The 23,232-nt window shown below is 49.9% G+C and carries 24 protein-coding genes and 3 pseudogenes; 9 read left to right on the top strand and 18 right to left on the bottom strand.

Annotated elements, in window-relative coordinates; genetic code table 11:
- Nucleotides 1-146 precede the first annotated feature (146 nt).
- Nucleotides 147-908 carry an AraC family transcriptional regulator gene (locus tag AWJ19_RS10510; RefSeq protein ID WP_128083564.1) on the top strand — a complete coding sequence of 254 codons (762 nt, stop codon included), beginning with the start codon at nucleotides 147-149 and terminating at the stop codon, nucleotides 906-908.
- A gap of 75 nt (nucleotides 909-983) precedes the next feature.
- Here AWJ19_RS10510 and AWJ19_RS10505 read toward each other — a convergent pair whose 3' ends face one another.
- Complete coding sequence (locus AWJ19_RS10505) at nucleotides 984-1,208, bottom strand: hypothetical protein (protein ID WP_068723516.1); 225 nt, start codon at nucleotides 1,206-1,208, stop codon at nucleotides 984-986.
- 179 nt (nucleotides 1,209-1,387) lie between these two features.
- Between AWJ19_RS10505 and AWJ19_RS10500 the strand changes: the two genes are divergently transcribed.
- The 4 genes from AWJ19_RS10500 (at nucleotide 1,388) to AWJ19_RS10485 (ending at nucleotide 3,971) form a co-directional block, all read left to right on the top strand.
- Nucleotides 1,388-1,909 (top strand): DUF3231 family protein, encoded by a 522-nt coding sequence (locus AWJ19_RS10500; protein WP_068723514.1) that lies wholly within the window; start codon nucleotides 1,388-1,390, stop codon nucleotides 1,907-1,909.
- Nucleotides 1,910-2,025: 116 nt separating this feature from the next.
- A complete protein-coding gene (locus tag AWJ19_RS10495; RefSeq protein WP_198536535.1) occupies nucleotides 2,026-2,607 on the top strand; it encodes a YitT family protein in 582 nt (193 codons plus the stop codon).
- 143 nt (nucleotides 2,608-2,750) lie between these two features.
- Nucleotides 2,751-3,518 carry a threonine/serine exporter family protein gene (locus tag AWJ19_RS10490; protein ID WP_082707817.1) on the top strand — a complete coding sequence of 256 codons (768 nt, stop codon included), beginning with the start codon at nucleotides 2,751-2,753 and terminating at the stop codon, nucleotides 3,516-3,518.
- Nucleotides 3,519-3,548: 30 nt separating this feature from the next.
- A complete protein-coding gene (locus AWJ19_RS10485; protein WP_068723512.1) occupies nucleotides 3,549-3,971 on the top strand; it encodes a threonine/serine exporter family protein in 423 nt (140 codons plus the stop codon).
- A gap of 98 nt (nucleotides 3,972-4,069) precedes the next feature.
- On the opposite strand, the gene AWJ19_RS10480 is transcribed toward AWJ19_RS10485, so the two are convergent.
- The 12 genes and pseudogenes from AWJ19_RS10480 to AWJ19_RS10425 all read right to left on the bottom strand — a co-directional run bounded on the left by AWJ19_RS10480 (nucleotide 4,070) and on the right by AWJ19_RS10425 (nucleotide 14,865).
- Nucleotides 4,070-4,600 carry a GNAT family N-acetyltransferase gene (locus AWJ19_RS10480; RefSeq protein ID WP_068723510.1) on the bottom strand — a complete coding sequence of 177 codons (531 nt, stop codon included), beginning with the start codon at nucleotides 4,598-4,600 and terminating at the stop codon, nucleotides 4,070-4,072.
- A 2-nt stretch (nucleotides 4,601-4,602) separates the two neighbouring features.
- Nucleotides 4,603-6,626 (bottom strand): annotated as a pseudogene (locus tag AWJ19_RS10475) (Na+/H+ antiporter).
- 116 nt (nucleotides 6,627-6,742) lie between these two features.
- Nucleotides 6,743-7,378, bottom strand: a complete 636-nt coding sequence (locus tag AWJ19_RS10470; protein ID WP_068723508.1) for an NAD(P)-dependent oxidoreductase — start codon at nucleotides 7,376-7,378, stop codon at nucleotides 6,743-6,745.
- Between the two features lie 14 nt (nucleotides 7,379-7,392).
- Complete coding sequence (locus tag AWJ19_RS10465; RefSeq protein ID WP_068723507.1) at nucleotides 7,393-8,256, bottom strand: VOC family protein; 864 nt, start codon at nucleotides 8,254-8,256, stop codon at nucleotides 7,393-7,395.
- A gap of 163 nt (nucleotides 8,257-8,419) precedes the next feature.
- A complete protein-coding gene (locus tag AWJ19_RS10460; protein WP_068723505.1) occupies nucleotides 8,420-8,797 on the bottom strand; it encodes a hypothetical protein in 378 nt (125 codons plus the stop codon).
- Between the two features lie 456 nt (nucleotides 8,798-9,253).
- Complete coding sequence (locus tag AWJ19_RS10455) at nucleotides 9,254-9,676, bottom strand: Rrf2 family transcriptional regulator (RefSeq protein WP_068723503.1); 423 nt, start codon at nucleotides 9,674-9,676, stop codon at nucleotides 9,254-9,256.
- 61 nt (nucleotides 9,677-9,737) lie between these two features.
- Nucleotides 9,738-10,526, bottom strand: a complete 789-nt coding sequence (locus AWJ19_RS10450; protein ID WP_068723502.1) for a hypothetical protein — start codon at nucleotides 10,524-10,526, stop codon at nucleotides 9,738-9,740.
- A gap of 26 nt (nucleotides 10,527-10,552) precedes the next feature.
- A complete protein-coding gene (locus tag AWJ19_RS10445) occupies nucleotides 10,553-11,137 on the bottom strand; it encodes a DJ-1/PfpI family protein (RefSeq protein ID WP_068723500.1) in 585 nt (194 codons plus the stop codon).
- Nucleotides 11,138-11,295: 158 nt separating this feature from the next.
- Nucleotides 11,296-12,042, bottom strand: coding sequence for a type I methionyl aminopeptidase (gene map, locus AWJ19_RS10440; protein WP_068723498.1), 747 nt, complete (start codon nucleotides 12,040-12,042; stop codon nucleotides 11,296-11,298).
- Between the two features lie 287 nt (nucleotides 12,043-12,329).
- Nucleotides 12,330-12,959 carry an SGNH/GDSL hydrolase family protein gene (locus tag AWJ19_RS10435; RefSeq protein WP_068723496.1) on the bottom strand — a complete coding sequence of 210 codons (630 nt, stop codon included), beginning with the start codon at nucleotides 12,957-12,959 and terminating at the stop codon, nucleotides 12,330-12,332.
- A 239-nt stretch (nucleotides 12,960-13,198) separates the two neighbouring features.
- Nucleotides 13,199-14,376, bottom strand: a pseudogene (locus AWJ19_RS10430) (NAD(P)/FAD-dependent oxidoreductase).
- Between the two features lie 45 nt (nucleotides 14,377-14,421).
- Nucleotides 14,422-14,865: a DUF1641 domain-containing protein gene (locus AWJ19_RS10425; protein WP_068723495.1), complete on the bottom strand. Its 444-nt coding sequence runs from the start codon at nucleotides 14,863-14,865 to the stop codon at nucleotides 14,422-14,424.
- A gap of 322 nt (nucleotides 14,866-15,187) precedes the next feature.
- Between AWJ19_RS10425 and AWJ19_RS10420 the strand changes: the two genes are divergently transcribed.
- On the top strand, nucleotides 15,188-15,805 hold the full coding sequence (locus AWJ19_RS10420; RefSeq protein WP_068723493.1) for a nitroreductase family protein: 618 nt from the start codon (nucleotides 15,188-15,190) through the stop codon (nucleotides 15,803-15,805).
- A 75-nt stretch (nucleotides 15,806-15,880) separates the two neighbouring features.
- On the opposite strand, the gene AWJ19_RS10415 is transcribed toward AWJ19_RS10420, so the two are convergent.
- The gene (locus tag AWJ19_RS10415) at nucleotides 15,881-16,723 is read right to left on the bottom strand and encodes a LysR family transcriptional regulator (protein WP_068723491.1); all 843 of its coding nucleotides are present in this window, start codon (nucleotides 16,721-16,723) and stop codon (nucleotides 15,881-15,883) included.
- A 124-nt stretch (nucleotides 16,724-16,847) separates the two neighbouring features.
- On the opposite strand from AWJ19_RS10415, the pseudogene AWJ19_RS10410 reads away from it, so the two are divergent.
- Nucleotides 16,848-17,587 (top strand): annotated as a pseudogene (locus AWJ19_RS10410) (SDR family oxidoreductase).
- Nucleotides 17,588-17,644: 57 nt separating this feature from the next.
- Complete coding sequence (locus tag AWJ19_RS10405; RefSeq protein WP_068723490.1) at nucleotides 17,645-18,097, top strand: DUF3888 domain-containing protein; 453 nt, start codon at nucleotides 17,645-17,647, stop codon at nucleotides 18,095-18,097.
- Nucleotides 18,098-18,184: 87 nt separating this feature from the next.
- Here AWJ19_RS10405 and AWJ19_RS10400 read toward each other — a convergent pair whose 3' ends face one another.
- On the bottom strand, nucleotides 18,185-18,808 hold the full coding sequence (locus AWJ19_RS10400) for a hypothetical protein (protein WP_068723488.1): 624 nt from the start codon (nucleotides 18,806-18,808) through the stop codon (nucleotides 18,185-18,187).
- Between the two features lie 695 nt (nucleotides 18,809-19,503).
- Here AWJ19_RS10400 and AWJ19_RS35770 point away from each other — a divergent pair.
- Nucleotides 19,504-20,283, top strand: a complete 780-nt coding sequence (locus tag AWJ19_RS35770; RefSeq protein WP_128083563.1) for a hypothetical protein — start codon at nucleotides 19,504-19,506, stop codon at nucleotides 20,281-20,283.
- An 83-nt stretch (nucleotides 20,284-20,366) separates the two neighbouring features.
- Here the strand turns inward: AWJ19_RS35770 and AWJ19_RS36455 are convergent, their stop codons facing one another.
- The 3 genes from AWJ19_RS36455 to AWJ19_RS10380 all read right to left on the bottom strand — a co-directional run bounded on the left by AWJ19_RS36455 (nucleotide 20,367) and on the right by AWJ19_RS10380 (nucleotide 23,225).
- The gene (locus AWJ19_RS36455) at nucleotides 20,367-21,068 is read right to left on the bottom strand and encodes a metallophosphoesterase (RefSeq protein ID WP_241781683.1); all 702 of its coding nucleotides are present in this window, start codon (nucleotides 21,066-21,068) and stop codon (nucleotides 20,367-20,369) included.
- Nucleotides 20,972-21,616 (bottom strand): fibronectin type III domain-containing protein, encoded by a 645-nt coding sequence (locus tag AWJ19_RS36450; protein WP_241781682.1) that lies wholly within the window; start codon nucleotides 21,614-21,616, stop codon nucleotides 20,972-20,974. The genes AWJ19_RS36455 and AWJ19_RS36450 overlap by 97 nt, the downstream gene beginning before the upstream one ends.
- A 1,120-nt stretch (nucleotides 21,617-22,736) precedes the next feature.
- Nucleotides 22,737-23,225 (bottom strand): hypothetical protein, encoded by a 489-nt coding sequence (locus tag AWJ19_RS10380; RefSeq protein WP_068723484.1) that lies wholly within the window; start codon nucleotides 23,223-23,225, stop codon nucleotides 22,737-22,739.
- Nucleotides 23,226-23,232: the final 7 nt, after the last annotated feature.

The following is a 23,232-nucleotide window of genomic DNA, read 5'->3' as shown; positions in this document are numbered from 1 at the left end:
TTTGTACTATTTCACACTAATAAAAGGGGCAGTCCGATGACAACCATACCTTCATATATCCACATGGCGCGCCGCCCTTCCCTTATTTTCTGGAATGTGACCGGACTGTCTATCAGCGTGGTGACCAGCATCCAAACCGCAGGGCAATGGGCAAATTCGACCTGATTTTTGTCGAGGAAGGGTGTCTGTATATCGGGGAAGAGCATAAACAATGGGCTGTGCCCGCTGGCCATAGCCTGCTGCTGCTGCCGGACCGTTATCACTATTCGGCCAAACCCTGCGAGGAGAAGACTTCGTTTTTCTGGGTTCACTTTCATACCGTCGGAGAATGGGCCGAAGCGGAAGGCGAGCCGGTCTATGCTGACCGCGACGCCCATTTCAGCCAGTTCCTTACTCATCCTTACACGATCCGGGTGCCGCAGTTTGGCGCATTGCCGGACCCGTTTGAGCGGAGCGGACAGGCTGAGCTGCTGATCCAGCTGAACCGGGCCAGACGTTCAAGCGCAGTATGGCAGCAGCAGCGGATATTCGAAGAAATGCTGCGGATGCTGGATCTGACGCAGCAGGATACCGCCGGCAGCCATGCCGTGGAGATCGCAGAGCAGACGGAGGCTTATATCCGCAATCATTATGCCGAACCGCTGACTAACAATGTCCTGGCAGAGGAGCTGCATTTTCATTACAATTATCTGGCCCGCTGTATGAAGCGCGTATATAGCCTGACGCCGATGGAATATTTGACCGACTACCGGCTGGAGCAGGCCAAGCTGCTCCTGCTGAAGACCGAAATTTCTGTTGCCGGTATCGCTGAACGGACCGGGTTTGAGAGCACCGCCTACTTCTCTCGGCGCTTTACCCGCAAGGTCGGTATCTCTCCGCTGCGCTACCGCAAGCGGTATTCACGTTAGCAGCATAATACCCCCATACCAGGCATCTGAGTATATGCAGACACAAGTAATGGGGGTATATAAAAGCTGCGGAGCTTATGATTGTCGTATGTCAGCCGGATAAGCACGGAATTCATACAGCTTACGGCAGTAAGATAAACCGCCTATTCTCACAGAGTTCGGCGTGTATTCCCTGATCCGGTCACCATCCTCCAGAATATCATCCTCATATTCCTTAACAGCTACTGCAACCGGTATCTCTGATAAGGCGGCTGCCAGAAGATCCAGATCGCTCTGCAGCACTTTGTATGTATAATCCATCCGCTGTTCACCTGCTTTATTAAAAATTCAGATTATCCGTAATAATTACTATTAATATAGTTGTTTTTATGGTTGGCTGCAAGTTTTATTTGTTCGTTTATTATGGTTTTGTATAAAACAGGCTATGCCGGACAACCTAAAGCCACGTTCCTAATTATATAATATAAGGAGATGTGCATATGTCAGGAGTGCTCAGCGGCAGCCCGCAGGACGAGCCGCTTCATTACGGGGAAATCTATGGCCTGTGGCAATTTTCCGCGTCAGCCAAAATGGCATTATCCGCTTTTCAGACCTTCCATTACTACGCCGGAGACAAAGAGCTGAAAGAAATTATTGATGACTTCATCGATCAGGTGCACCGGGAAATCAAAGCATGTGACAAGCTGCTGAAGGTGAACGGCTTCATGGCGCCTCCGCAGCTGCCTGACCGTCCATCGGCAAGGCTCGAAGACATTCCGGCCGGAGCCAGATTTACTGATCCGGAAATTGCCGCTGCGATGTCATCCTCTGCTGCAGCCGGACTGGTTGTTTGCAGCCAGGCCGCGGGTATGTCAATCCGCGAGGATCTCGGAGCCATGTACATGAAGTTCCATTCGCAAATGACCGCACTAGGGCTTGCACTGCTCCATCTGCATAAAAAGAAAGGCTGGCTGGTACCCCCGCCGCTTAAGCTTAAACCAAGGGAGCATGCGCTCGTCTGAATATGAAACCTGTCACTTGATAATCCTGCGCAAGCAGGATTTTTTGTATTCCGGCTATTTTTTTCCATTTACCTGCATATTCATTAAGACATGCCTTATTTGTGGAGATGTTGAATATGCGCCCATTATTACGATTTGCGGTTATCATGCTGGGGAGCCTGCTTATTGCAGCCGGTACCAACTTTTTTCTGGTCCCCTACAAAATACTGGATGGCGGAGTAATCGGCATAGCCTTGATTATCAATTACATAAGCGGCATCAAGATCGGACTGGCTGTTATCTGCTGCAGCCTCCCCATTTTTCTGCTCGCCTGGCTTAAAGAGAGGGATATTTTTTACAACAGCATAGCCGGCCTCCTGGTTTCATCCTTTTTGATTGAGCTGCTCGCACCGCTTCAGTATTACTTTCTGTATTATATCGAGATCGGCTCCATCTCCAGCGCAATCATCGGCGGCTTTCTTATGGGCAGCGGTCTGGGGCTGATGCTGCGTTATAAAGCCAGTACAGGCGGGACAGATCTGCTGGCCAAGTTTATGAGACGGTATATCCCGCTTAATGTCGGGGTGCTTATTTTTCTGAGCGATATAGTAATTATCGGGGCGGGCGGGCTTCTGATTTCCAAGGAAACCTTTTTCCACTCCCTTCTCACCATTATAGCCGGCGGCGTAGCAACAGGGTTATGGACTCTGGATAAATGAATGAGCGGTCACTCCAGCATAATTAATCAAAATTGTTCCGTTAAATTTTTTCTTTTTCCTAATGGAGATGATTAAGGGTTGATCTTTTTCGGAATTGCGGCGACAATCGGATATATAACATTCCAGGGGAGGATCTAACGAAGTTGGACAGCACTAGCAATATCAGCAACACTTCCGCACATGACATCGTCGACCTGTGCCTGCTGGCCGGTAAAATCATGCTGCAAAGCGGGGCGGAAACCTACCGTGTGGAAGATACCATGTCCAGGATGGCTGCAGCCCTGGGATTTCCGGGAGCCCACAGCTATGTGACCCCGACAGTTATCATGTTCACTACAAGCAGGACAGAGCCGGTGAAGCTGTTCCGGATTGCGGAACGGACTACCGATCTGAAGAAAGTATCGGAGGTCAACGATATTTCCCGCCGGCTGAGTGAGCGCCAGCTGACAGCAGCCGAAGCCCGCGAACGCCTGGGGGCCGTGGATGACGCCGCCCATGCCTATCCGGCCTGGATGCAGATCGCAGCTGCTGCCGTGACCGGCTCCTGCTTCACTGTCATGTTCAAGGGCAGCCTCTGGGACGCGCTCCCGGCCCTGCTGGTTTCCGCACTGGGCTTTGCTGCAGCAACCTGGCTGCACCGGCTTGTGCAGATCCGGTTCTTCGCCGAGTTCTCCGCCTCCTTTCTGATCGGCCTGCTGGCTTTCCTTTCGGTCAGAGCCGGAATCGGCCAGGAAATGGACAAGATTATAATCGGCTCGGTAATGCCGCTTGTTCCCGGGCTGCTTATTACGAACGCAGTCCGCGATCTGATGGCAGGCCATCTGGTTTCCGGCCTGTCCAAGGGGGCTGACGCCTTCCTGACCGCGTTCGCCATCGGAACCGGCATCGGGCTTGTGCTGTCGCTTTTCTAAAATATACGGGGTGAAAGAGGTCTATCGTTCATGATTCTGCAATTCGTTACCAGCTTTTTCGCAGCTGCAGCCTTCTGCATCCTGTTCAATGCACCGGCACGGGCGCTGCTACAGTGCGGGTTCGCCGGAATGATTGGCTGGGTGCTGTATCTGGAGCTGGACAAGCAGCTCGATACGGTGGTCGCCACCTTCCTGGCTACCGTCGTTGTCGGGGTAATCAGCCAGTTTTTTGCCCGCACCTACAAAATGCCGGTCATCATCTTCAGCGTGGGCGGTATCATTCCGCTCGTCCCCGGCGGACTGGCTTATGATGCCATGCGCAAGTTTGTAGAGAACGACAATAATCAGGCGATTCAATACGGTGTACAGGCTCTGCTGCTCTCTGGCGCGATCGCTACCGGTCTGGTGCTCAGCGAGGTGCTGGGTCAGATGTTCCGCCGGAGAAGGGTATAGAGACACGCAAATAAGTCCGCCTGCAGGCAGGGAATACTCCCCGGCTGCAGGCGGACTTTATTCGGATTTGCTTTCTAAACGGCTGCAACTGCTTCCGGTCAGATCGAAGCCTGCCCTATAATCTTCTGATAGCTGGCGATATCCAGCCATCTGCCAAATTTATGGCCGATTTCTCTGAACAGGGCACTCTGCTCATAGCCGTGTCTTGTAAACAAGCGGCGGCTGGGCTCATTATCTGCGCAGACGGTGGCGACAAGCACGTGGAACCGGAGTTCAGCCGCTTTTTGCTCAATAAACCTTAGCGCTTGACCGCCTATGCCCTGTCCGCCGCTCCCCGGCTGCAGATAGATGCTAATCTCACCGGATGTATCATAGGCCTGCTTGTTCTTATGTCTGGCAATCAGCACATAACCCGCCAAGCTGCCATCCTGGAGGATGGCATATGATTTATAGCGCGGATCACCGCTTAACACCGACTGTCTCATTTCCTCCAGCGTCTGAGGCTCCGTATGAAACGAAATGGTCGTATTCAGCACATAATAATTATAAATATCCAGCACACCGGCCAGATGCTCTTCAGTGATCTCCTCAAAAGCCAGACCACCCGCAGCGATTGCTCTTTCCCCCACAGTTAATCCTCCCAGATTGATGTCTCTAATTGATCTACGAACCGCCGCAGCCTGCCGGCAATCTTGAGATTGATCGCCCCCGTCTGGTACATCTGCTGCACCGTGTCACGCTGCTCCTGGATTGCCTTCAGCTTCAGCTCCAGCTTCTGATCGTCAATTACCCCGTCTTTGCTCCAGCCTTCGCCCTGTTCCAGGCGTGATTCAATTTGCTCATACTTATTAATAACCCGCTGCGCCGCTTCACGGTTCTCTGCGTTGATGCCGCTGCTGACAGCATTGACTGCCGCCTGGCACATGGCGATCTTGGCTTTGCGGGCTTCTTCGGCATTCTGGATGGCCTGCCGCCGGTCCTCACCGCCCAGCCGTCCGGTAAACAAGCCGGAGAACAGCCGCTGGAGCTCGGCAAGTGAAAACTTCACATGCGTATCAAAACGCTGGCACAAAATGGACTCCGTATGGTCCAGCATTTCCTCCATCTTCACCGCGACAGGTGCCGGAATGGTCCCGTTCTCAGTCATCCGCCGCAGCTCGGTCCTCTCCGCCTCAAGTCCGCTGAGCCGGGCTTCTACGCTTTGGCGGCGCATTTTCTCGGCAGCCGGATCGTTGTCTGCCCTGAGCGCACAAATGCGGTCAATCTTGTCAGTGAACTCCAGCAGGGCAGGCTGGTTCGCACGCTCACCTGTCTCGGTGACCAGACTGCGCAGCATGCTCATTCCGGCATCAATGACTACCGATCTTGCCGCCAGTTCGGCATTCCCCCTGCCTGGTGCCTGGAGAACCGTTTCTTCTTCTTCGCCTGCCAGCAGCGGAAGCAGGATGCTGGCAATAACAAGCGACATCAGAATGACGCCTGCAGCCAGCGCTATAATGAGATCACGCTCCGGAAATGGCGTTCCGTCTCCAAGGGCCAGCGGTATCGAAAATGCCCCCGCCAGTGTAACGGCTCCCCGGACCCCGGAAATAGAGGTAATCAGCAGGGATTTGAGCGGTGTCCGTTTCTCTTTGAACCTTAGACTTTCAATCAGGGAATAGAGATAGACCCAGACAAAGCGCAGCACGATCAAAAGTGCAGTAATAACCAAAACATAACCGAACACCATGAAATTATTAAGCGATTCATCCCGGTAAATGACCTCTATTACATCCGGCACTGACACCCCTAGGATGAGGAAGACCAGACCGTTCAGGACAAACAGCAGCACCGACCAGGTACTGGCCGACACAAGCTGGAGTTTATACTGCGGTGAAGCCGCCCGGTCCTTCTCAATCGCATAGACGACACCGCCGGCGACAACAGCAAGGATACCGGATACCCCAATCTCCTCGCTGATCAGGTAGATGATAAAGGGCGTAAGAATCTGCAGCAGCACATGCATAGTAACGTCCTCCATGCCGAACCGGCGCAAAAAAACGCTCAGGCGGATCAGCAGAAAAGACAGCACCGCTCCCAGCAGCAGCCCGCCTGCTGCAATCAGCACAAAGCTTAATGCCGCTTTGGGCAGTGAGAACACGCCGGTAACTGCAGCGGCAATCGCAAATTTGAAGGCGACCAGACCGGAGGCGTCATTCATCAGCGATTCCCCCTCCAGAATCCGGTGGATGCTGCCCGGCAGATGCACCCTTCCGGCCAGCGAGCTGACCGCAACGGCATCGGTCGGCGACAGTATGGCCGCCAGTGCAAAGGCTGCCGCCAGCGGAATCGACGGAATCATCCAGTTGATCGCGTATCCCGCCACAACAACGGTCACAAAGACAAGGCCAAGCGCCAGCAGCAGAATAGGTGCCCGCAAATTCCACAGCTCACCGCGCGCGTCCGCCTGCCGTCATTGTACAAAAGCGGAGCAATAAACAGCACAAAGAAAAGCTCTGGTTCAAAATGCATATGTATCCCCGTCGGGACCAGTGCCGCAATGACACCAAGCCCGATCTGGATCAGGGGAATCGGCACAAACGGAATGAACCTGTTCACAACATTGGATACCGCAATCAGTCCCAGCAGTAAAAGCACGGCAAGAAAAGTCTCCAAGCTGCATCAGCTCCGATCCCAATGATTTTTTCATCTTATTATATCCCAAAAGAAGGCATAACCGCATCACCCGGCTATGCCTCCTGCAATCAAATTATTTCTTCAATGTATGCGGATTATGATTCCGATACAACGGTGAATCGTTCCCCGACATGCTGCGGTTGTTCTATCTCATCTACTATGGCTATCGCATAATCAGCATAGCTGACATAGCTTTCGCCTTTAGAGTTAACCAGCAGATGATCCTTGCCCTTCACATAGGAGCCTGTTCTGGCTCCAACGGCGAAGTTCGCGGACGGGCTGACAAAGGTCCATTTCAGGCCTTCCGTGCCCTGCAGAATCTCCAGATTTCGGCCTTGGTTCAGCGCTGTTGGCTTAACAAAGTCAGGAAACCCCGGTGTCTCTACAACTCTGGTCGTTTTGGCTTCGTCAACAAACAGGCTGCCTGCCCCGCCCACAACGATCAGCCGTGTTCCCGGAGCATCCTTCAGTGCGCTAATCAGAACATTTCCGGCATCCACATGCAGATGCTCCTCGCCAAACGGAGCACCGAAGGCGTTCACAACAGCATCGAATCCTTTCAGATCGCCGGCTGACAGGTCAAAAACATCCTTTTCCAATACAGCGGCTCTGTTATCCGTTACCTTCGCGGCACTCCGCACAATGGCTGTTACTTCATGTCCTCTTTGGAGTGCTTCCTTTACAATTTCACTTCCGGCTTTGCCGCCTGCTCCGATAACTGCAATTTTCATATTAATTCCTCCTGTTAGTTCTGAACAATTAAATGAATTCCAATGTTCCATGGGTCTGTTATAACGGCTCCCTCTGCCGTCTCCGTCACATCATATCCGGCCTCGCGCACCCGCTTCGCTGCAGCCGCAATTTCCTGTCTGTCAGGCAGCTGCAGGGTGAAGTAATCAATTCCCGGGGCACTCTGCGGAGTAGCCGGCGCCCCCTGGCCTGCCCATACATTAAGTCCCATATGGTGATGATACCCGCCGGCCGAGATGAACAGTGCCGAATTACCGTAGCGGGTGGTCGGTTCAAATCCAAGCGCAGTAACATAAAATTTCTCCGCTTCCGCAAGGCTGCCTACATGAAAATGCACATGCCCGATTACAGTTCCTGCAGGCAGCCCATTCCACGTTAAGCCTTCCGAAGCGGCCAGCAATCCGTCCACATCCACGGGATCAGTTGTCATAATGTAATCTCCGGCAGCATCACGCTTCCACGTATCACGCGGGCGGTCCCGGTACAGCTCGATCCCGTTATCGTCAGGGTCCTGAATATAGAGCGCTTCACTTACCAGATGGTCACCTTGCCCTACCTCTATGTCGGAAGCGATAAGATTGCGAAGCACCAGTCCAAGACTAGGACGGTCCGGAAGCAGAATAGCGAAGTGGTACAAGCCTGCCTGCTTGCGGCTTAACACCTGCGGGTGTTCAATCTCCCGCAGCACCAGCAGCACCTGCTGCCCGTCCGCTGTCAATTCTGCTTCCCGGCCGCTTTGGCGCAAAACCTGAAATCCGATTACATTGTGATAAAAAGCGAGCGACCGCTCAAGATTGCTTACTCTAATCTGAACCAGACCAATCTGTGTATCCTCATGCAAAACTGCTGTTGCCGTCATGGTAAACTCCTCCTGAAATAGCCGCTTCCGTTAAATCCGGTATTCTACGGCTTAGTGTTAACCTCAGCTACTATTGCCATGCACTTGTAACTGTTACCGTTACACTTTAACTAACTTTAGTATAGTTGCGACCCAAAAGTTTGTCAATTACTTTCATGAAATGCTATCTGATCATTTTGTTTCCCTGATAAATCCGGTTCTCCGCGGCTACTGCTCGTACCCAGCCCAACAGCTCCGTCCTGCTGAACATAAATTCATTATCGATCCTATAGTAAGGCAGCCGTTTTCCGATAAACACGCCATTATTACTTAGAATGGCATTCTCGGCCTTAATAATGTTGGTCACCTGTTCTTCCTGCAGATTCAAGAGCTGCGCCGTTTCCTGGAGTGTCAATATCTCTTTGCCGTCCGCCGTCGTCCTTTCCATCCGCTCACTCTCGGCACTTTCAGTTCTTTCATTGCTGATAATCAGGCATCCTGTAATAAAAGAAAGGCTCAGCATCAGACTCGCACCCAGCATCACAAACGTGTTACTTTTCATATGTATCCTGTTCTCCTTATCCCATTCTTCCGGCATATTCGGTCAGCAATTTCCGCTTCCCTTGTGCCAGTTTACAGGTTTTGGAATAATATGTATACCCTCACGTTTTCCAGTCAAAAAAAGGACCCCGCCGGCGTCCGGCAGGGTCAAAGTCTATTATAAGGGGGTCATGTGATTACTATAATAACCGAAGCTTAAATTAACATGAACCGCAGGTAAAGGTTTGATAAAAAGAATAATTCATCTGTTACAAAAACAAATAGACCCTGCCGAGGCACGACAGGATCTAACGATAATGCATCCACTGGGGGGTGGAGAACTCAACTATACTACCCAAACCTTAAAATCAGATAAAATCCTGCTGAAAGCCAACTTAAATTTAGAAAATGTCACATTTTTGCTACAATTACTTTTAGAGGAATTGCATGGGGACCGGAACATAGTTCCAAGCCTCTATCAGACAGCCGGGATCTGGTCCACAATCTGATCGAGCGTAACCTCCTGCAGCACCTTCTCCATTGCCTTCTGGGCCATGGAAAAGACCGGTACAATCGCACCTGCGATATTCTTGCCGACAGGACACTCCGGATTGGGATGGTCGTGCACGGAGAACAGGCTGTCTTCCTCTACAGCATTTACAGCCCGGTATATGTCCAGAAGAGTAATGTCTGCCGCACTGCGCGTAAGCTTGGCACCTGCCACACCGGGACGGACCTCCACCAGTCCGGCCTTGTTCAGCATGCCGGTAAGCCGCCGGATTACCACCGGATTGGTGTTCACACTGCCGGCAATCCATTCGGATGTGCTCTTGCCTTCCTTATTGCTGTCTATTAACGTCAAAATATGAATAGCGACCGCAAATCGGGTGCTGATGTTCATGGGTATCTCTCCTTTGAAGCCTTCAGACAAAAGCTATAGATGCAACTATAATAGTTACATTTTAAACAGAAGTCAATCCCGCCAGCAGCGCTTCCACCTGCCCCGGATACTTTTTGGACAGTCTGGATTTTGACAGGTTACTCTTCACGATTCTGATCATGCGATCATCACCGCTTGCCGCGAGCCTGTCCAGCATGGCGAAGCCCGCTTCTGGTTCAGCGGCTACGAACAGGCTGAGGCTATATTCCAGCCCTTTGGACAATACCCGGAAATGTTCAGGATCATAGCCTGCTGCCCGGCCTTCCAGGATTCCACCTGTGATTTCAGCAGCCAAACCTAGGCTGTATTTAGCCTGATCCTTGGATTTGAGCAGCGGCGGATGAGCCAGACCGGCCAAAAAAGCACGCTGTTCCAGCATCGTGGCTTCCGGCCGCCAGCTGTCCAGCAGCTCCTGCAGCACCGGGAAATTATACTCACCAACATACTGCAGTCCTATTGCAGCCGACTCACGGACCCGCCATCTCGCATCATTCATGGCCTGTTTAAGCATCTTCTTAATCCGGCTGCGCCGAAGGCTGTCTGCAAAAGAATAATGGGCTGCACAAGCCTGGACCGCACAGAAAGGTAAATATTCGCCGGACTCTTCCGCCCATCCGGTCAACAGAATCCATGCCGTATCTGATATTTCCGATCTTGCATACTCGCGGGCGAACCGGGCAGCCAGCTCCAGATTGGCCCGCGGTCCGGGCAGTCCGCTGCGGAGCTGTAAGTATTCCTCCAGCAGCGGCCAGCTCTCGCGGTTTTGGATCCACTCCTGTAACGGCACGGTATCCTCCTGCTTATCTCGCATCTCTATCATCCCTTCACGAAATGTTATCACTGCCTCTGTACGATCCCCTGTGTAACGTAGGGGTAGTCAATCTGCTGCTTCACCGTCAGCATAGCCTCCTCACCGGCCAGCAGTGACAACACATATAATCCAAGATCAATGGATGTCGAGACCCCTCCGCCAGTTATGATGTTACCGTCATGAACGATCCGGGCTTTCACAACATTGCTGCAGTGAGGCGCCAGCAATTCATAGGCAGACGGATGTGAGGTTGCACTGCGTCCAGCCAGAAAACCGGCGGCGCCTAACAGCAGCGAACCGGTGCATACAGAAATTTTGTAGGGAACCTCCGCTGCGCTCTGAAGCCATTTTATGAAATCAGCATCATTCCTGAGCTTTCTGGTTCCAAGACCACCCGGTACAAAAATCAGGTCATAAGCTGATAAATCAGGCTGCACCCGTCCTACTTTGACTGTTAAACCCAATTCATCCGAAACTTCTTCCCGCATGCCGCAAATTTCCCATTCCAGCCCTTGCCCGGCCTCAAACTGCCCCAAACGGTAGATCACATCATAGAAGCCTGCGAAATCCAGAAACGTAACTCCATCGAAAAGAATAAAAGCCATTTTCACGCTCAACACTCCTTTCCAACCAGCTGCTTATGGTTCTTATATAAATGATGCTTTACAGTAAAACAGCAGGGGCTGCCCCGGACAGCCTTTAATCTGACTACCGGTACAGCCCCAAATGCATATCTGTAAACTTCACGCTGGCTTGTAGAGTACGGTTCTTACGCGCTCGTCAAAATAATCGGCTTGCCTTTGGTCACGATAATCGTATGCTCAAACTGGGCAACCCGGCTTCCTCCCTTGACGCTGAGGGTCCATCCGTCACTTTGCTGTTCCGCAAAATCATCGCCGGTACTCAGGAAAGGTTCCACTGTAATGACCTGGCCCTCTTTCAGCACCGTCGTTACACGCGGATTATAAAACGGCAGGATTTCAAACGGCTTTTCATGCAGCGCTTTGCCGATCCCGTGGCTGCATAGGTTGCGGATGACCTTATAGCCGCGTTTACCGGCTTCCAGCTCCATCACACGGCCGATCTCGTTCACCTTCATTCCCGCCCGCAGATGGTTGATTACACTCATCATAGTCTCCTCTGTACTGCGGCACAGGTGAAGCAGCTTCTCATTATAGGGCGGAAGCTGAAAAGAAACTCCGGCATCCGCATAATATCCGTTCAGCACAGCCGAGACATCAATGTTAATCAGGTCTCCGGGCTGGATCACCCGCGGGCCGGGTATCCCGTGGGCCACTTCATCGTTGATACTGATACAGGTGCTCCCCGGAAAATCATAGGTTACTTTTGGAGCCGACTTCGCGCCGAACCGCTCCAGCAGCGCTGCGCCAATTCCGTCAAGCTCAGCTGTGGTCATTCCGGGCACTACCTGCCTCCTCATCTCGGCAATTGTATGTCCGACCACTTTACCTGCTGCCTGAAGGCCTTGCAAATCCTGTGCATTATCGCTTGTCATCTAGTCCACTTCCTTTAATGATATGGCTTGGCCGTCAACGTTCTATTGCCGTATTCCACCGCAAACAAATGATCGAACGCTAATTCTTCATTATATTGATTGCTCAATGGAAAAGTGTGCAGAAGCCGTCTCACAGGCTCCAAGTCCATATGTATCCATCCATTATAACAGTCTCAGGCAGCATAATAAAATAAACACCGTAAACGCCGGGCTGCCAGTCAAAAAAAGACCGGTCCGCAGCATTACCTCTAACGGATCAGTCTTGTGTCATTCGAAGCTGTATGAGGCTATTGGATTGCTCCAACCGCTTTCAGCCAGGCCTCGGCGATCAGAGCGTGGCCGGCTGGAGAAGGATGAACGCCATCACCTGCCCAGAATGCAGGCTCCGCCTTGACTGAGGCGGCCGCGAACAAGCCGTCCAGCGGGACAAGCACTGCACCGTATTCCCTTGCCAGCGATCGCACTACATGAATTTTCGGGTCCAGATCCGTGCGCCAGCCCTTCCGGTCCTCCGGCACGGGAAGGACGAACGGCTCAATCAGCACCAGCCGGGCATCCGTCGCCGCCTTGGTCCGTTCAATCAGATCCCGGTAAGCGGCTTCAAATTCCGCCGCCGTTGTCTCAAAGCCTGAATCATACCAGCGCCATGTATCATTTATTCCGATATAGACCGATACCCAATCCGGCTTCAGCTCCAGGCAATCCTTGTCCCAGCGGCGCTGCAGGTCAGTCACCCGGTTGCCGTTAATCCCGCGGTTATATACCGTCAGCTTCTTCTCCGGATACTGCAGTCCAAGCCGGGCGGCTGCCATCAACGCGTAACCGTTTCCAAGCGACCCGGCATCATTGTAATCCCGTCCACAGTCCGTAATGCTGTCGCCGATAAATATAATCACATCATTGTCTTTGAACCCCATATCTCAAATCCTCCTATACGGAATTAGATTGATATAAACAAGGCTATTATAGCAAAGGGAGCAGAATAGTACAGCGGATATTTTCCATAACCCGGAAATACAATAACAAGCTAACTAAAACACAAACCCCCTCTTATCCTCCTGCGCATGTACAGGCATGCATTTTTCAGGATGATTGAGGGGGCAGGATGATTGAGGGGGCTGTATAGATGCCTTAAGGATTACAGCACGGCAAAGAATTAATATGCCAGACTGAACAGGCCTTTAATGTGAGTCAGGTAACGGATGTTGCTGGCTTCCTTCATCATGGTTGCAGGCAGGCCTTTGAGCGGAGTCGAGCTGCCTCCGATAATAGCTACTCCGTCTTTACGGCCAAGGCTGGCAAGTGTCCCCGAGTTAATCGGGCTGAAGGTTTCCAGCGACTTGTTGTTCAGAGCTGCATACAGATTATAACCAATCAGCTCACCCATCTGCCATGCGATCTGGGCAGTCGGCGGATATGGACGGCCGTCAGCCGCGAAGTAAACGGCGCTGTCTCCGGCGACGAATACATCCTTGTGTGAGGTGGACTGCAGATAATCATTGACGGTCGCCCGGCCGCGGTTGCCTCAAGTCCGGATTCGCCGACCAGCGGATTACCCTGCACGCCTCCGGTCCAGACGAAGGTATTGGCAACGATCTTTTGTCCGTCCTTGAGGTCAATGGTGTTGCCTTCAACGTTGGTTACAGGAAGGCCTGTCAGGAACTGTACTCCGCGTGCTTCAAGGCTGGTTGTCGCACGCTCGATCAGGTGATCCGGCAGTACCGGCAGAATCTTAGGACCGGCTTCAACGAGCAAAAGCTTGATTTCCTTAGGATCAACCCCGTACTTTCTGGTCAGCTTAGGCAGTACATCGGCAATTTCACCAACCAGCTCGACACCCGTAAGGCCGCCGCCGCCGATCAGAATGGTTGCATCCGCCGGATTTTTGCTTTTCGCATATTCAGCAATTTTATTTTCAATGTGGGCATGAATGTTTTTGGCATCCTCTGCCGATTTCAGGACCATGCTGTACTGCTCCAGACCCGGAATTCCGAAATAAGCGGTTATGCTGCCAAGTCCGACAACAAGCGCATCATAAGAAAGGGTTGAGCCGTCTGACAGGCTGATCTGCTTGTTGTCCACAGAGAACGATTTTACCTTGGCGATTTTGAGATCAATATCCTTGCCGGCAAACAGCTTAACGAGCGGCATGGCAATGGCCTTCTCCGAGATGCTGCCGGCAGCCAGGCGGTGAAGCTCCGTAATGATCTGATGGGTCGGATATTGATTGACCACGGTAACTTTTGCTTCTGCTTTGCTCATATATTTACGCACAGTCAGCGCGCTCAGCAAGCCGCCGTACCCTGCACCCAGAATAACGATATGTTTTGACATTCTATTTCCTCCGTCCATACATGTGTAATTATTTAAGTATTCAGGCTATTTCTGTGTGCTGCGTTCGCCGCTGACTTGAAGATAAGCGTTCATGAAACGGAGCATCTTCTGCACCTGTGGGTCCTTGATCATTTTCATCATGCCGAACAGGCTGATGTTTTCCGTACTTGCCTCGGCCCGGTCTTTTGCTTCAATAACAGTAGCTGCCATGTTTTTAACCGACCCTACTACCGGCTCGGCGATTTCTTTAATAGCACCAACTGTATCATTCTTGAGCACCTCATCCGTTGCAACCGCCTGTACAAAATCAAAGGATTTCGATAATACTCCGACCATTTGGGTAAGCTTAGGCAGCTCCTGCACCAGCAGCGTCAGCGATTCCTGAACCTCCGGCTTCAGCAGCTGCTCCAGCAGATCCTCCTTAGGGTTCTTTGCTGCGGCTGCCGCTTGCTCCTGTTCAGGCACTGTTTGCGTAATCGTTTCTGACATTTTAGTCTCTCCTTCACATTGACATAACTGCGTTTTTCTAATCTAACTCACAAAGTCAGTGTGCCTATTATACCACCGTTCTTGTTAAATATGTCACAAAGTTTTTACCCATATAGCCTTATTTTGTGATAATAATCACTTCTATAATGTCATTTTCTCGAATTTTCTTCTTTTTATAAAAATATTTATGAATTCACGCTTAAAAGCATTGACGATCCACACACGCCATGCTATCTTTAGCAAGTAACTAAATGTAAGTTTATTATAAAACATCAGCTATTGATTTTTATTAACCAATACATAAGCTAACGGAGGCATAACAATGAGTACTTTTTCAGATTTGGTTCAAGCCCGCAGATCCGCCATGAATTTTGTTGAAGGTGTTACGATTAGCAAATCCGAGCTGGAGGAAATGTTCTCCCTTGCCCGCCTGGCCCCTTCCAGCAACAACCTTCAGCACGCCCATTACAAGGTGGTGACCGATCCGGCCGTCAAGGAGCAGCTCCGCAAGGATGCTTATAATCAGTACAAGGTACATACCGCTTCAGCGGTCATCCTCGTCTACGGGGACAAAAATGCCTACCTGCAGGCGCCGGAGATCTACAGCGGTCTGAAGCTGCTTGGCGCAATGAGCCAGGAGGAGTATGACACCACCATCCAGTCTATCAACAATGCTTATGAAGGCAACGAAGCCTTCCAGCGCGATGAAGCGATCCGCAATGCCTCCCTGTCCGCTATGCAGTTCATGCTGATCGCCAAGGATAGAGGCTGGGATACATGCCCGATGATCGGATTTGTACCGGAGGCGGTTAATGCAACACTTAATGTGCCGGACAATCTTGTTCCCGTCCTGATGATAACAATCGGCAAGGACAACAAGCACAAAATCAGACCGCGCGGCTACCGCAAGCCAGTTAATGAATTTGTGGAATTCATCTGATTCTGTTCCTTTTATATGAATTGTAGGATATGCCAAAAAGCCCTCCGTCATGACGCGGAAGGCTTTTTTTCCTGTTTAGATTCCCTCTAAAAAACGGATGAACTGCTTTAGCGGCCGGGATTGTTTTCTGCCCTGCTTTACTATAAAGCTGACCCTGACCGGATCAGTAAGCTCCTCCATTAGAACGGACTGAAGCTCTTTACGGCTGTAGGCAACGTCTGCCGGAATAACGCTGATCCCCAGTCCGTCATTAACCGCCTGCAGAATAGCTTCAAGGGAGTCAAATTCCATAACCGTCCTATTGGATTCCTTTTTTTCCATATAAACATCCAATAACTTCCTTCTGTACACGCAGTTCTGATCACTGTTAATGATCAAATGATCCCCGGGAAGCTCATTACTGTGCTCACCAGGTTTTGGGGAAATGACTACCACTCTTTCATCATAAGTATATACCGGCGTAAAGAGTACGTTATTGAATGTACCATTTACAAAAATCCCCTCTACCTCCCCGTATTGGAGCATTTCCTGTAACCGCTCCGCACGATCCGTTTTCATCCTGATATCGATCCTGTTATCCTGTAAAAAGGAAGACAATAACCGGGGAATACGGACAGCAGAGAGCGTCTGCGGCGCACCTATAGCCAGTGTAGTTTTCCATTTTTCCGGATTGACTGACGATCTGGCCTCCTCCATTAAGCCTAAAATTTGATCGGTATAGTCCAGTAATCTGCTTCCCTCCTCTGTCAGGGTCACCCCACGGTTATTGCGGCTGAATAAAGGGACACCGAGCTCATCCTCCAGATTTTTTATCCGCTGGCTGATGTTCGACTGGACGTAATCTAATCTGTCAGCCGCTTTGGAAATAGACTGCAGCTCCGCAACAGCTTTAAAAATCCTTAAATCCTGGCTTTCCATAAAATAACCGCACCTTTCCCTGATATCATTTAGAATGATACCCGTTTCACTTTTCCGAATTATACCTTACCTTCTCGTAAAAGTATAATGTTCCTGAAGAAATCTGAAGCGGGGATGATCAGCTATGGAGTTAAATAATAAAGTGATTCTCGTTACCGGCGGCGGTACGGGTGTGGGAAGAGCAACGGCATTAATGCTGGCTGCCAGAGGGGCCATTGTCGCTGTAAATTACAGCCGGTCTGAAAAAGAAGCTCTAGAGGTGGTGCGTGAGATTGAAAGTACGGGCGGAAGAGGTTTGCGTATAAAGCGGATGTGGCGTCCGCAAAGGAAGTTGACGCTATGGTTGCCTATATTGCCGGGGCTTATGGAACCATTGACGGCCTGGTAAACAACGCCAGTATTACAGCGCAGATTGCGATGGACAACCTGGATGATGTGACTGATGAGGTATGGGATTCGCTTTTTAATGTCAATGTGAAAGGGATGTTTCATTGTGTAAAGGCAGTAGTCCCTTATATGAAAAAGCAAACATCCGGCGCTATCGTAAATCTCGGCAGTGTTGCCGGAATCACCGGGATTGGCTCTTCTATCCCGTATGCAGCGACCAAATCAGCCATCCACACGATGACAAAATCACTGGCCATCGCGCTTGCACCTTACATCAGAGTGAACAGCATTGCTCCAGGCGCTGTCGATACCAGATGGTGGGCAGGCAACGAGGAACGGATGCACCAGCTTGCCGGAAAATTGCCGCTGCAGAGAATTTCTACGCCAGACGATATTGCCGGGGCCGTTCTTTTTCAGCTGACGCAGGATTCCGTTACCGGTCAGGTGTTTACTGTCGATAACGGACAGACGTTATGAGGGTAATCTTATGACAAACCGGACACTCTACCTGTAAACCAAGGTGAGGTGTTCACTATGAGTCTATCAAGACTGTTCATAGTTATAGTTGTATCTGCTGCACTGAGCTTGTCATCTCCAACGCGGTTATACGCTGAATCCGTTCACAATAAACCGCTAAGTGATTCCGGCGAACTCAGAGTGCAGGATATGCTTATGAATTTTCTAACTCCGTATATCAATGCTGCTGTGCAGGATTATTACCGGCAATTCTTGCTAGAGCCGCCGCTTGTTTATCCGTATTTTGTCCATGTAACCGGTTCAAAGCGGTTAAACGGGTTTCGCGGCTTCAGGTTGTCCGTAACACTAGACGTTACGCCTGTAGTAGGGCCCCATATTTCTGTAGGAGAAGACCGGTTAGTGTTTGAAATCTCGGCAGGCCCTGAGATCAAGCTGGTACATTACACACACCTAAAAAGCTATCCGCTCCCTCCGCACTGGCAGTACATTGTGAAGAAGCCTGCGCGATAACCGGGCTATCCGGGAAGCTAGTCGAGAGTTCAAATAAGAGGTGGCCGCATAGCGAACACCCCTTAGCAGGTTTTTCTGATCATCTGCCTATTTTGCGTATTGCAGAATGGCAATGGCTGCCCGTTCACGCCGGTCGGCGTCTTCCGAATGCAGAGCTTCTTTCAGGACAGCCACTGCTTTGAGAACCGTTACCTCATCCACCAGCGCACGTTTTCCTCCTGCTTCTAAATCAGCCATGCCCGTCCCTTCAATCCACAGCTCTATTCTGGCCGCAGGCAAGTTGCCACGGTACCGGGAGATTTGGGCCTCCTCTGCCAGCAGTTCAGCTGCTTCCGGGGTTAGCGCGCTTTGCGGAATGCTCTTCAGCCAGGTTACTCCCCGGCGGTGGCAGCGTCCATCATCTGTTGTATCATAAGTGTCGTCGTAGAAATAATCCCCCAAATCTCCGAGATGCACCCACTGCCCGTCGGCAACCAGCACATAATCCCCGTCCTGCATCTCATGCACGAACAGATTCAGATCGGCAACTGCCGTCTCAAGCTCCTGCCCCTGATAAGCCCCGTTCTTCAGCAGCCTGACCAGCATTTCCTCCGGACTGGCCGCTTCCAGATTTCCGGTGCCCGGATACCCGATACAAATATAGTTATTCTCCAGAAACTCTGCAATCCGCTCCACGCCCAGCGGCGATGTTTTCATCTGAAACAGCTTCATTGATACTCCTCCTCTATTTGCTACATTATACATTATAGATCCCATTAGGTATTACCCAGGGTACAAGCCGCGAATAATGAAAAACTAAGAACACAGCAAAATAATAGCGCTTACAAGAGGATAAATTGAAAAATAGTACCATTTTTAAGGATTAGCGCTTTTTACAGCCCAGCCATCCCCGGGTATACTAAAGACATCAACTCAAGGGAACCTTACACCGCTAGAAGGAACGTCTGACGGGAAGCAACATTTTATCCGCAGCAATCCTGAGCAGCTGTAATCCCTGGGCTTGAGACTATATCTTTGATTCTGGCGCTAAAGCTTTCAATCCATCCCCGAACGAAATGGTATGAGCTTCTTAAAGCTCGAAGGTTAAACAGCAGTCCACTCGTGGCAGAGGATGAATTAGAGAAGATTTACCGCTCAGGATAGGCAAATTTACTGCCGCCTCGGACGATTTCTACCCGGCTGAGTTCAAAGAGTGTAGGATAAGGAGTCTGAGCATAACATGGGTATAGTGCAAACAACGTAAGCCTCTATTATTGATGCAAATCAATGATAGGGGTTTACTTGTGTTTCAGCCACTATTTTCCCTGCAGACCGGGCAGCTGTCCAGTCACATCCCCTAAGGCATGAATATCCTGGTTATTATGCCTATGTCTGTAACCGGGATAACCATATGCAGGGATGTGATCATGATGAACAGCAGGATCTGGAGACAAAAAAGGACAATGGTAACGCAGTTATCCGCAGAACCAGAAAATCTACCAGGCAGTACCAGCTTTAAGAGCAGGTCACTCAGTCAAAAGAGCACTGACAGCAGCCCGAGAGTAACAGGAAAAAGGTTAAAACCCAAAATTGTCAGGTCCTCACGTACAGGCAAACCATTTAAGCACTCAAGCGGCACCACCCATCGCACCGGAAAACGTCTCAAACGTTCAACCAGTACCTCCTGGAGCCCTGGAAAACACCGTAAACGTTCACCCCAAACGCTTCTTCGTACCCGAAAACGCCTGAAACGCCCTGCCGACAGGTCACAATCTGCAAAATCATACATTTACCGGGACCCCCGGTTTGGCTTCACGCTAAAGCTCCCCCGCTCCTGGAAAATCTATACTACGCTTGAGCGGAGCAACCGGCTGGAGGATGCAGAATACGGCGTATTTTTCCGTTTTAAATACAAGGGGAAATTATATGATGATGTCCTGAGCCTGTTCGTCTTCAAAATGACCCTGAAGCAGTGGCATGACGAAGGATATGACGATTCCCCATACAGCTTCCTGGCCGCCCGGGGCGGAAGAATTTATGCCTACACGGTGCCGGAGGAGCTGCCCGATGAATTCCTCAACAAGTCCGGTGACGACTATGATTATAAGAAATACGGCCGGGAGATCCACCTGTTGAAACGCATGGTCAATGACGAAGTTCCGCAGATCGTAAAAACCTTTACCCTAAAGCGTCAGTCCGGGCTCTGAACATTATCGCCGAATGTTACAGAACCAGCCTTGCTACACAAAAAGAACGAGGCAGCTGAACCCGTTCAGCCGCCTCTTTGCCGTTAGTGTGCCAGTGTAAATTCATCCAGCTTATTGCCGTCCACATCGTAGGCCTGGTAACTCAGCACCTTGCCGCTGATAGTAATACCCGCAAACATCGCCTTGTTGTTCTGAAAATGCACAGCATGGTAGAACTGGTCCTCTTTTTTCTCATTAAACTTGTTGCCGGAAGCATTTGTCACTACATAAACAGTCCCTCTAGCCGCTCCAGCCGTCTTTTGCTTCTCCGTTACAATCTTCCCGCCCAGCAACGGATAAGACCGCGAATACTCATGATTATGTCCCTGCAGTACCAGATCAACCTCGTATTTATCAAAAAGCTCTACCCAGTCGTCCAGCTTCTTGTAGGTATTGCCTCCATAAGCCGGACGGTGCATCGCAACGATTTTCCAGGCTTTGTCCGTACCGGCCAGATCCTTCTTCAGCCATTCGGTCTGCTTTTTTATATTGCTCTCTGTATTCAGCACGGTAACATGCACTGGCCCATAGTCGAAGGAGTACGACGTACCGGCAATTGATCCTTTGGCACCGTTATCCGGGACGTTGAAATGGGAAGTGAATTCGGCCGCTTGTTCATCCACCTCATCGTGGTTGCCGGTTACAGGCATCAGGGGAATACGGGTAACGAGACTGTCAACATTGCTGAAAAAGCTGTTCCACGCCGCAGAATCCTCTGCTTCCTCCGTAAAATCCCCATTGTGCACAATAAATTGTGCGCCGGGAAGGTCTCAAACGCCTTGTTCAGCGTCCGCCCCCATACCGCAAAATCCGCTGCCGTTATCCCTTGCGAATCGGTCACATTAATAAAGGCTACCTCGTCAGTGTCCGCTTCCGCAGTGGTGAAGCTGGCCTCAGCACTCCACTCCCCCTCCTCTCCTGAGCCTGCTTTGTAGGTGTACACGGTACCCGGCTCAAGACCGCTGACCTCCGCTTTATGCACACCTCTTTTTCCAGCATCTGTCTTGATCGTAGTATCTTCCGCCTGCACCCTGATTACTGAAGTACCGTCAAAAGAGGCATTCTCCCCCTTTACAACCTCCAGCCACCCGGAAGCGGCAGTATCCTCTGTATACCAGGTAAAAGCGCGGCTCGTTGCCGCGGCTCCTTTGAACGTAGTAACCAGATTATACGGAGTTCCCGGTAACAGCCCGGCTTCTGCCCGCTCCGCCTTCAGTCTTTCGAAAGCCACTGCTGCCACTATTAACACTAAAAATATAATTCCGATGATGAGCACGAAATTCAAATCCTTCACCCGGGTCCCTCCTGAAAGCTACTTTACTGTGTTTACAAAGATAGCCTTCATTAAGCCTTAAAGTCAACTTTACTTTACTTTCAGATGACGTTCAGCCAGATTTAAGACAATTATAAGGTCTGTCCCGTATGATGGGTTCAGTTCATTTTATAAACGGAAACGGCTCTAGACTCACCAGTTTGCATGGTAACACTAGATAAAAAAGAATACACCTCGGACGATTTTCCGTCTGAGGTGTATTTATGTTCGTTTTCCAAGCGCATGCACATTTAGTTGGATAATAGCCACCTAATTTCATCGTTTCTTATGATTTCTAAGATTTAAGTGGAAAATCGCCACTTATTTTGTACCCAAAGACCTTTTGCCGCGAAAACAGTGAAATTAAGTGTCCTTTTTCCATCTAATATTCTCTCACCTGCAGTTTAATAAGAATTAGATGGCGATTTTCCACTTAGTATTAATCTGCCGGTCCGCATACTATAATTCAGCTTCATCAACCGGCACTATTATCTTTGAATTTTGAAAAATCCGTACAGCGTACTGTTTACCAGTCTGTACCTTAACGTATCCCGGAGCTAATTTATATGTACTAGTCGCACTATTATCATCAACCAAAACTTTGTCCATGGATCGGTACTCTGACTGACGGCTTAATACAGCTACATTTGCTTCCCGATATCCAGAGATAATATCCTTTGTTAACTGATATGTGCTCTGTGCTGTAATAACGATCAATAAAACAGCAAACGAAGCTACAAAGAAAAGCACAGTATTTTTCCATGCCTTAGTTATTACTTGTTTAATGATGGATAAAGGTAATTCAACAGTCAGCGTATTAGAGACCCTCTTACACTTTGAAGTTGTCTGACAGGGTTCCAATCTTTAGGTGGTTTCCTGCCCTCGGAAAACCACATACACCTTCCGCTTACCCAATCCTTTCTCCATATCTCGTATACGTTTATTCCATCCCTTATATCGTCATCATCAAACCCATAATGAAATCCGCAGCAAGGACAGATCTCATCAGATGAAGTACCTCTTTCATCTACTGGCGGCTCATACAATTGTCCGTAACCACACACAAGACATAGATTCTGCATGCTACCTCCTAATCAGGGATTTATTCCCACTGCAGTTGCATTATTAGCTCGCACCATTTAAGCATCTGCACATCAGACAGATCTTTTCCAGGTATTTTTCCTTTCACCTTTTTGTAGATGAAATAATCCGGTTCCCCATTTTGGTTATTGACTAATCTATAATCGTACCAATTCTTATCATACCTATTATTTAATACAGCATATTTTTTTGCAGCCAAGTCATAAAAGACGATTTCAGTAATATCAGGAATACGGTCTTCCGAAACAAAAACTACATAAGCATCATTAGCCGATAAAAAACGGTGAAAATAAAAAGGAGTTACTTTGAAGCAGAACTCATTATTAAGCGTTGTTCTATTTAATCTCCACATTTCTCCGGTTAGATAATCATTTTCAAGCAGTAGGCCATCTTTATCCTCATCAACGATTTTTACATAATACAGGTAATTTCCGGCTAGATAACTATCATTAATGTCAAATTCAGCATATGGAATAACTTCCTTTTTCACATCTGTT

Source organism: Paenibacillus sp. DMB5, from assembly GCF_001517085.1.
GTDB lineage: Bacteria > Bacillota > Bacilli > Paenibacillales > Paenibacillaceae > Paenibacillus_AQ.
The sequence above is the reverse complement of the archived record's forward strand: the minus strand, read 5'-3'. Positions and strand labels throughout refer to the sequence as shown.

What these genes read in the sequence shown, in the direction of transcription:
- AWJ19_RS10510 (WP_128083564.1), top strand. Translation starts at nt 147, where the DNA reads ATGGGCAAATTCGACCTGATTTTTGTCGAGGAAGGGTGTCTGTATATC.
- AWJ19_RS10505 (WP_068723516.1), bottom strand. Translation starts at nt 1,208, where the DNA reads ATGGATTATACATACAAAGTGCTGCAGAGCGATCTGGATCTTCTGGCA.
- AWJ19_RS10500 (WP_068723514.1), top strand. Translation starts at nt 1,388, where the DNA reads ATGTCAGGAGTGCTCAGCGGCAGCCCGCAGGACGAGCCGCTTCATTAC.
- AWJ19_RS10495 (WP_198536535.1), top strand. Translation starts at nt 2,026, where the DNA reads ATGCGCCCATTATTACGATTTGCGGTTATCATGCTGGGGAGCCTGCTT.
- AWJ19_RS10485 (WP_068723512.1), top strand. Translation starts at nt 3,549, where the DNA reads ATGATTCTGCAATTCGTTACCAGCTTTTTCGCAGCTGCAGCCTTCTGC.
- AWJ19_RS10470 (WP_068723508.1), bottom strand. Translation starts at nt 7,378, where the DNA reads ATGAAAATTGCAGTTATCGGAGCAGGCGGCAAAGCCGGAAGTGAAATT.
- AWJ19_RS10465 (WP_068723507.1), bottom strand. Translation starts at nt 8,256, where the DNA reads ATGACGGCAACAGCAGTTTTGCATGAGGATACACAGATTGGTCTGGTT.
- AWJ19_RS10460 (WP_068723505.1), bottom strand. Translation starts at nt 8,797, where the DNA reads ATGAAAAGTAACACGTTTGTGATGCTGGGTGCGAGTCTGATGCTGAGC.
- AWJ19_RS10455 (WP_068723503.1), bottom strand. Translation starts at nt 9,676, where the DNA reads ATGAACATCAGCACCCGATTTGCGGTCGCTATTCATATTTTGACGTTA.
- AWJ19_RS10450 (WP_068723502.1), bottom strand. Translation starts at nt 10,526, where the DNA reads ATGCGAGATAAGCAGGAGGATACCGTGCCGTTACAGGAGTGGATCCAA.
- map (WP_068723498.1), bottom strand. Translation starts at nt 12,042, where the DNA reads ATGACAAGCGATAATGCACAGGATTTGCAAGGCCTTCAGGCAGCAGGT.
- AWJ19_RS10435 (WP_068723496.1), bottom strand. Translation starts at nt 12,959, where the DNA reads ATGGGGTTCAAAGACAATGATGTGATTATATTTATCGGCGACAGCATT.
- AWJ19_RS10425 (WP_068723495.1), bottom strand. Translation starts at nt 14,865, where the DNA reads ATGTCAGAAACGATTACGCAAACAGTGCCTGAACAGGAGCAAGCGGCA.
- AWJ19_RS10420 (WP_068723493.1), top strand. Translation starts at nt 15,188, where the DNA reads ATGAGTACTTTTTCAGATTTGGTTCAAGCCCGCAGATCCGCCATGAAT.
- AWJ19_RS10415 (WP_068723491.1), bottom strand. Translation starts at nt 16,723, where the DNA reads ATGGAAAGCCAGGATTTAAGGATTTTTAAAGCTGTTGCGGAGCTGCAG.
- AWJ19_RS10405 (WP_068723490.1), top strand. Translation starts at nt 17,645, where the DNA reads ATGAGTCTATCAAGACTGTTCATAGTTATAGTTGTATCTGCTGCACTG.
- AWJ19_RS10400 (WP_068723488.1), bottom strand. Translation starts at nt 18,808, where the DNA reads ATGAAGCTGTTTCAGATGAAAACATCGCCGCTGGGCGTGGAGCGGATT.
- AWJ19_RS35770 (WP_128083563.1), top strand. Translation starts at nt 19,504, where the DNA reads ATGATGAACAGCAGGATCTGGAGACAAAAAAGGACAATGGTAACGCAG.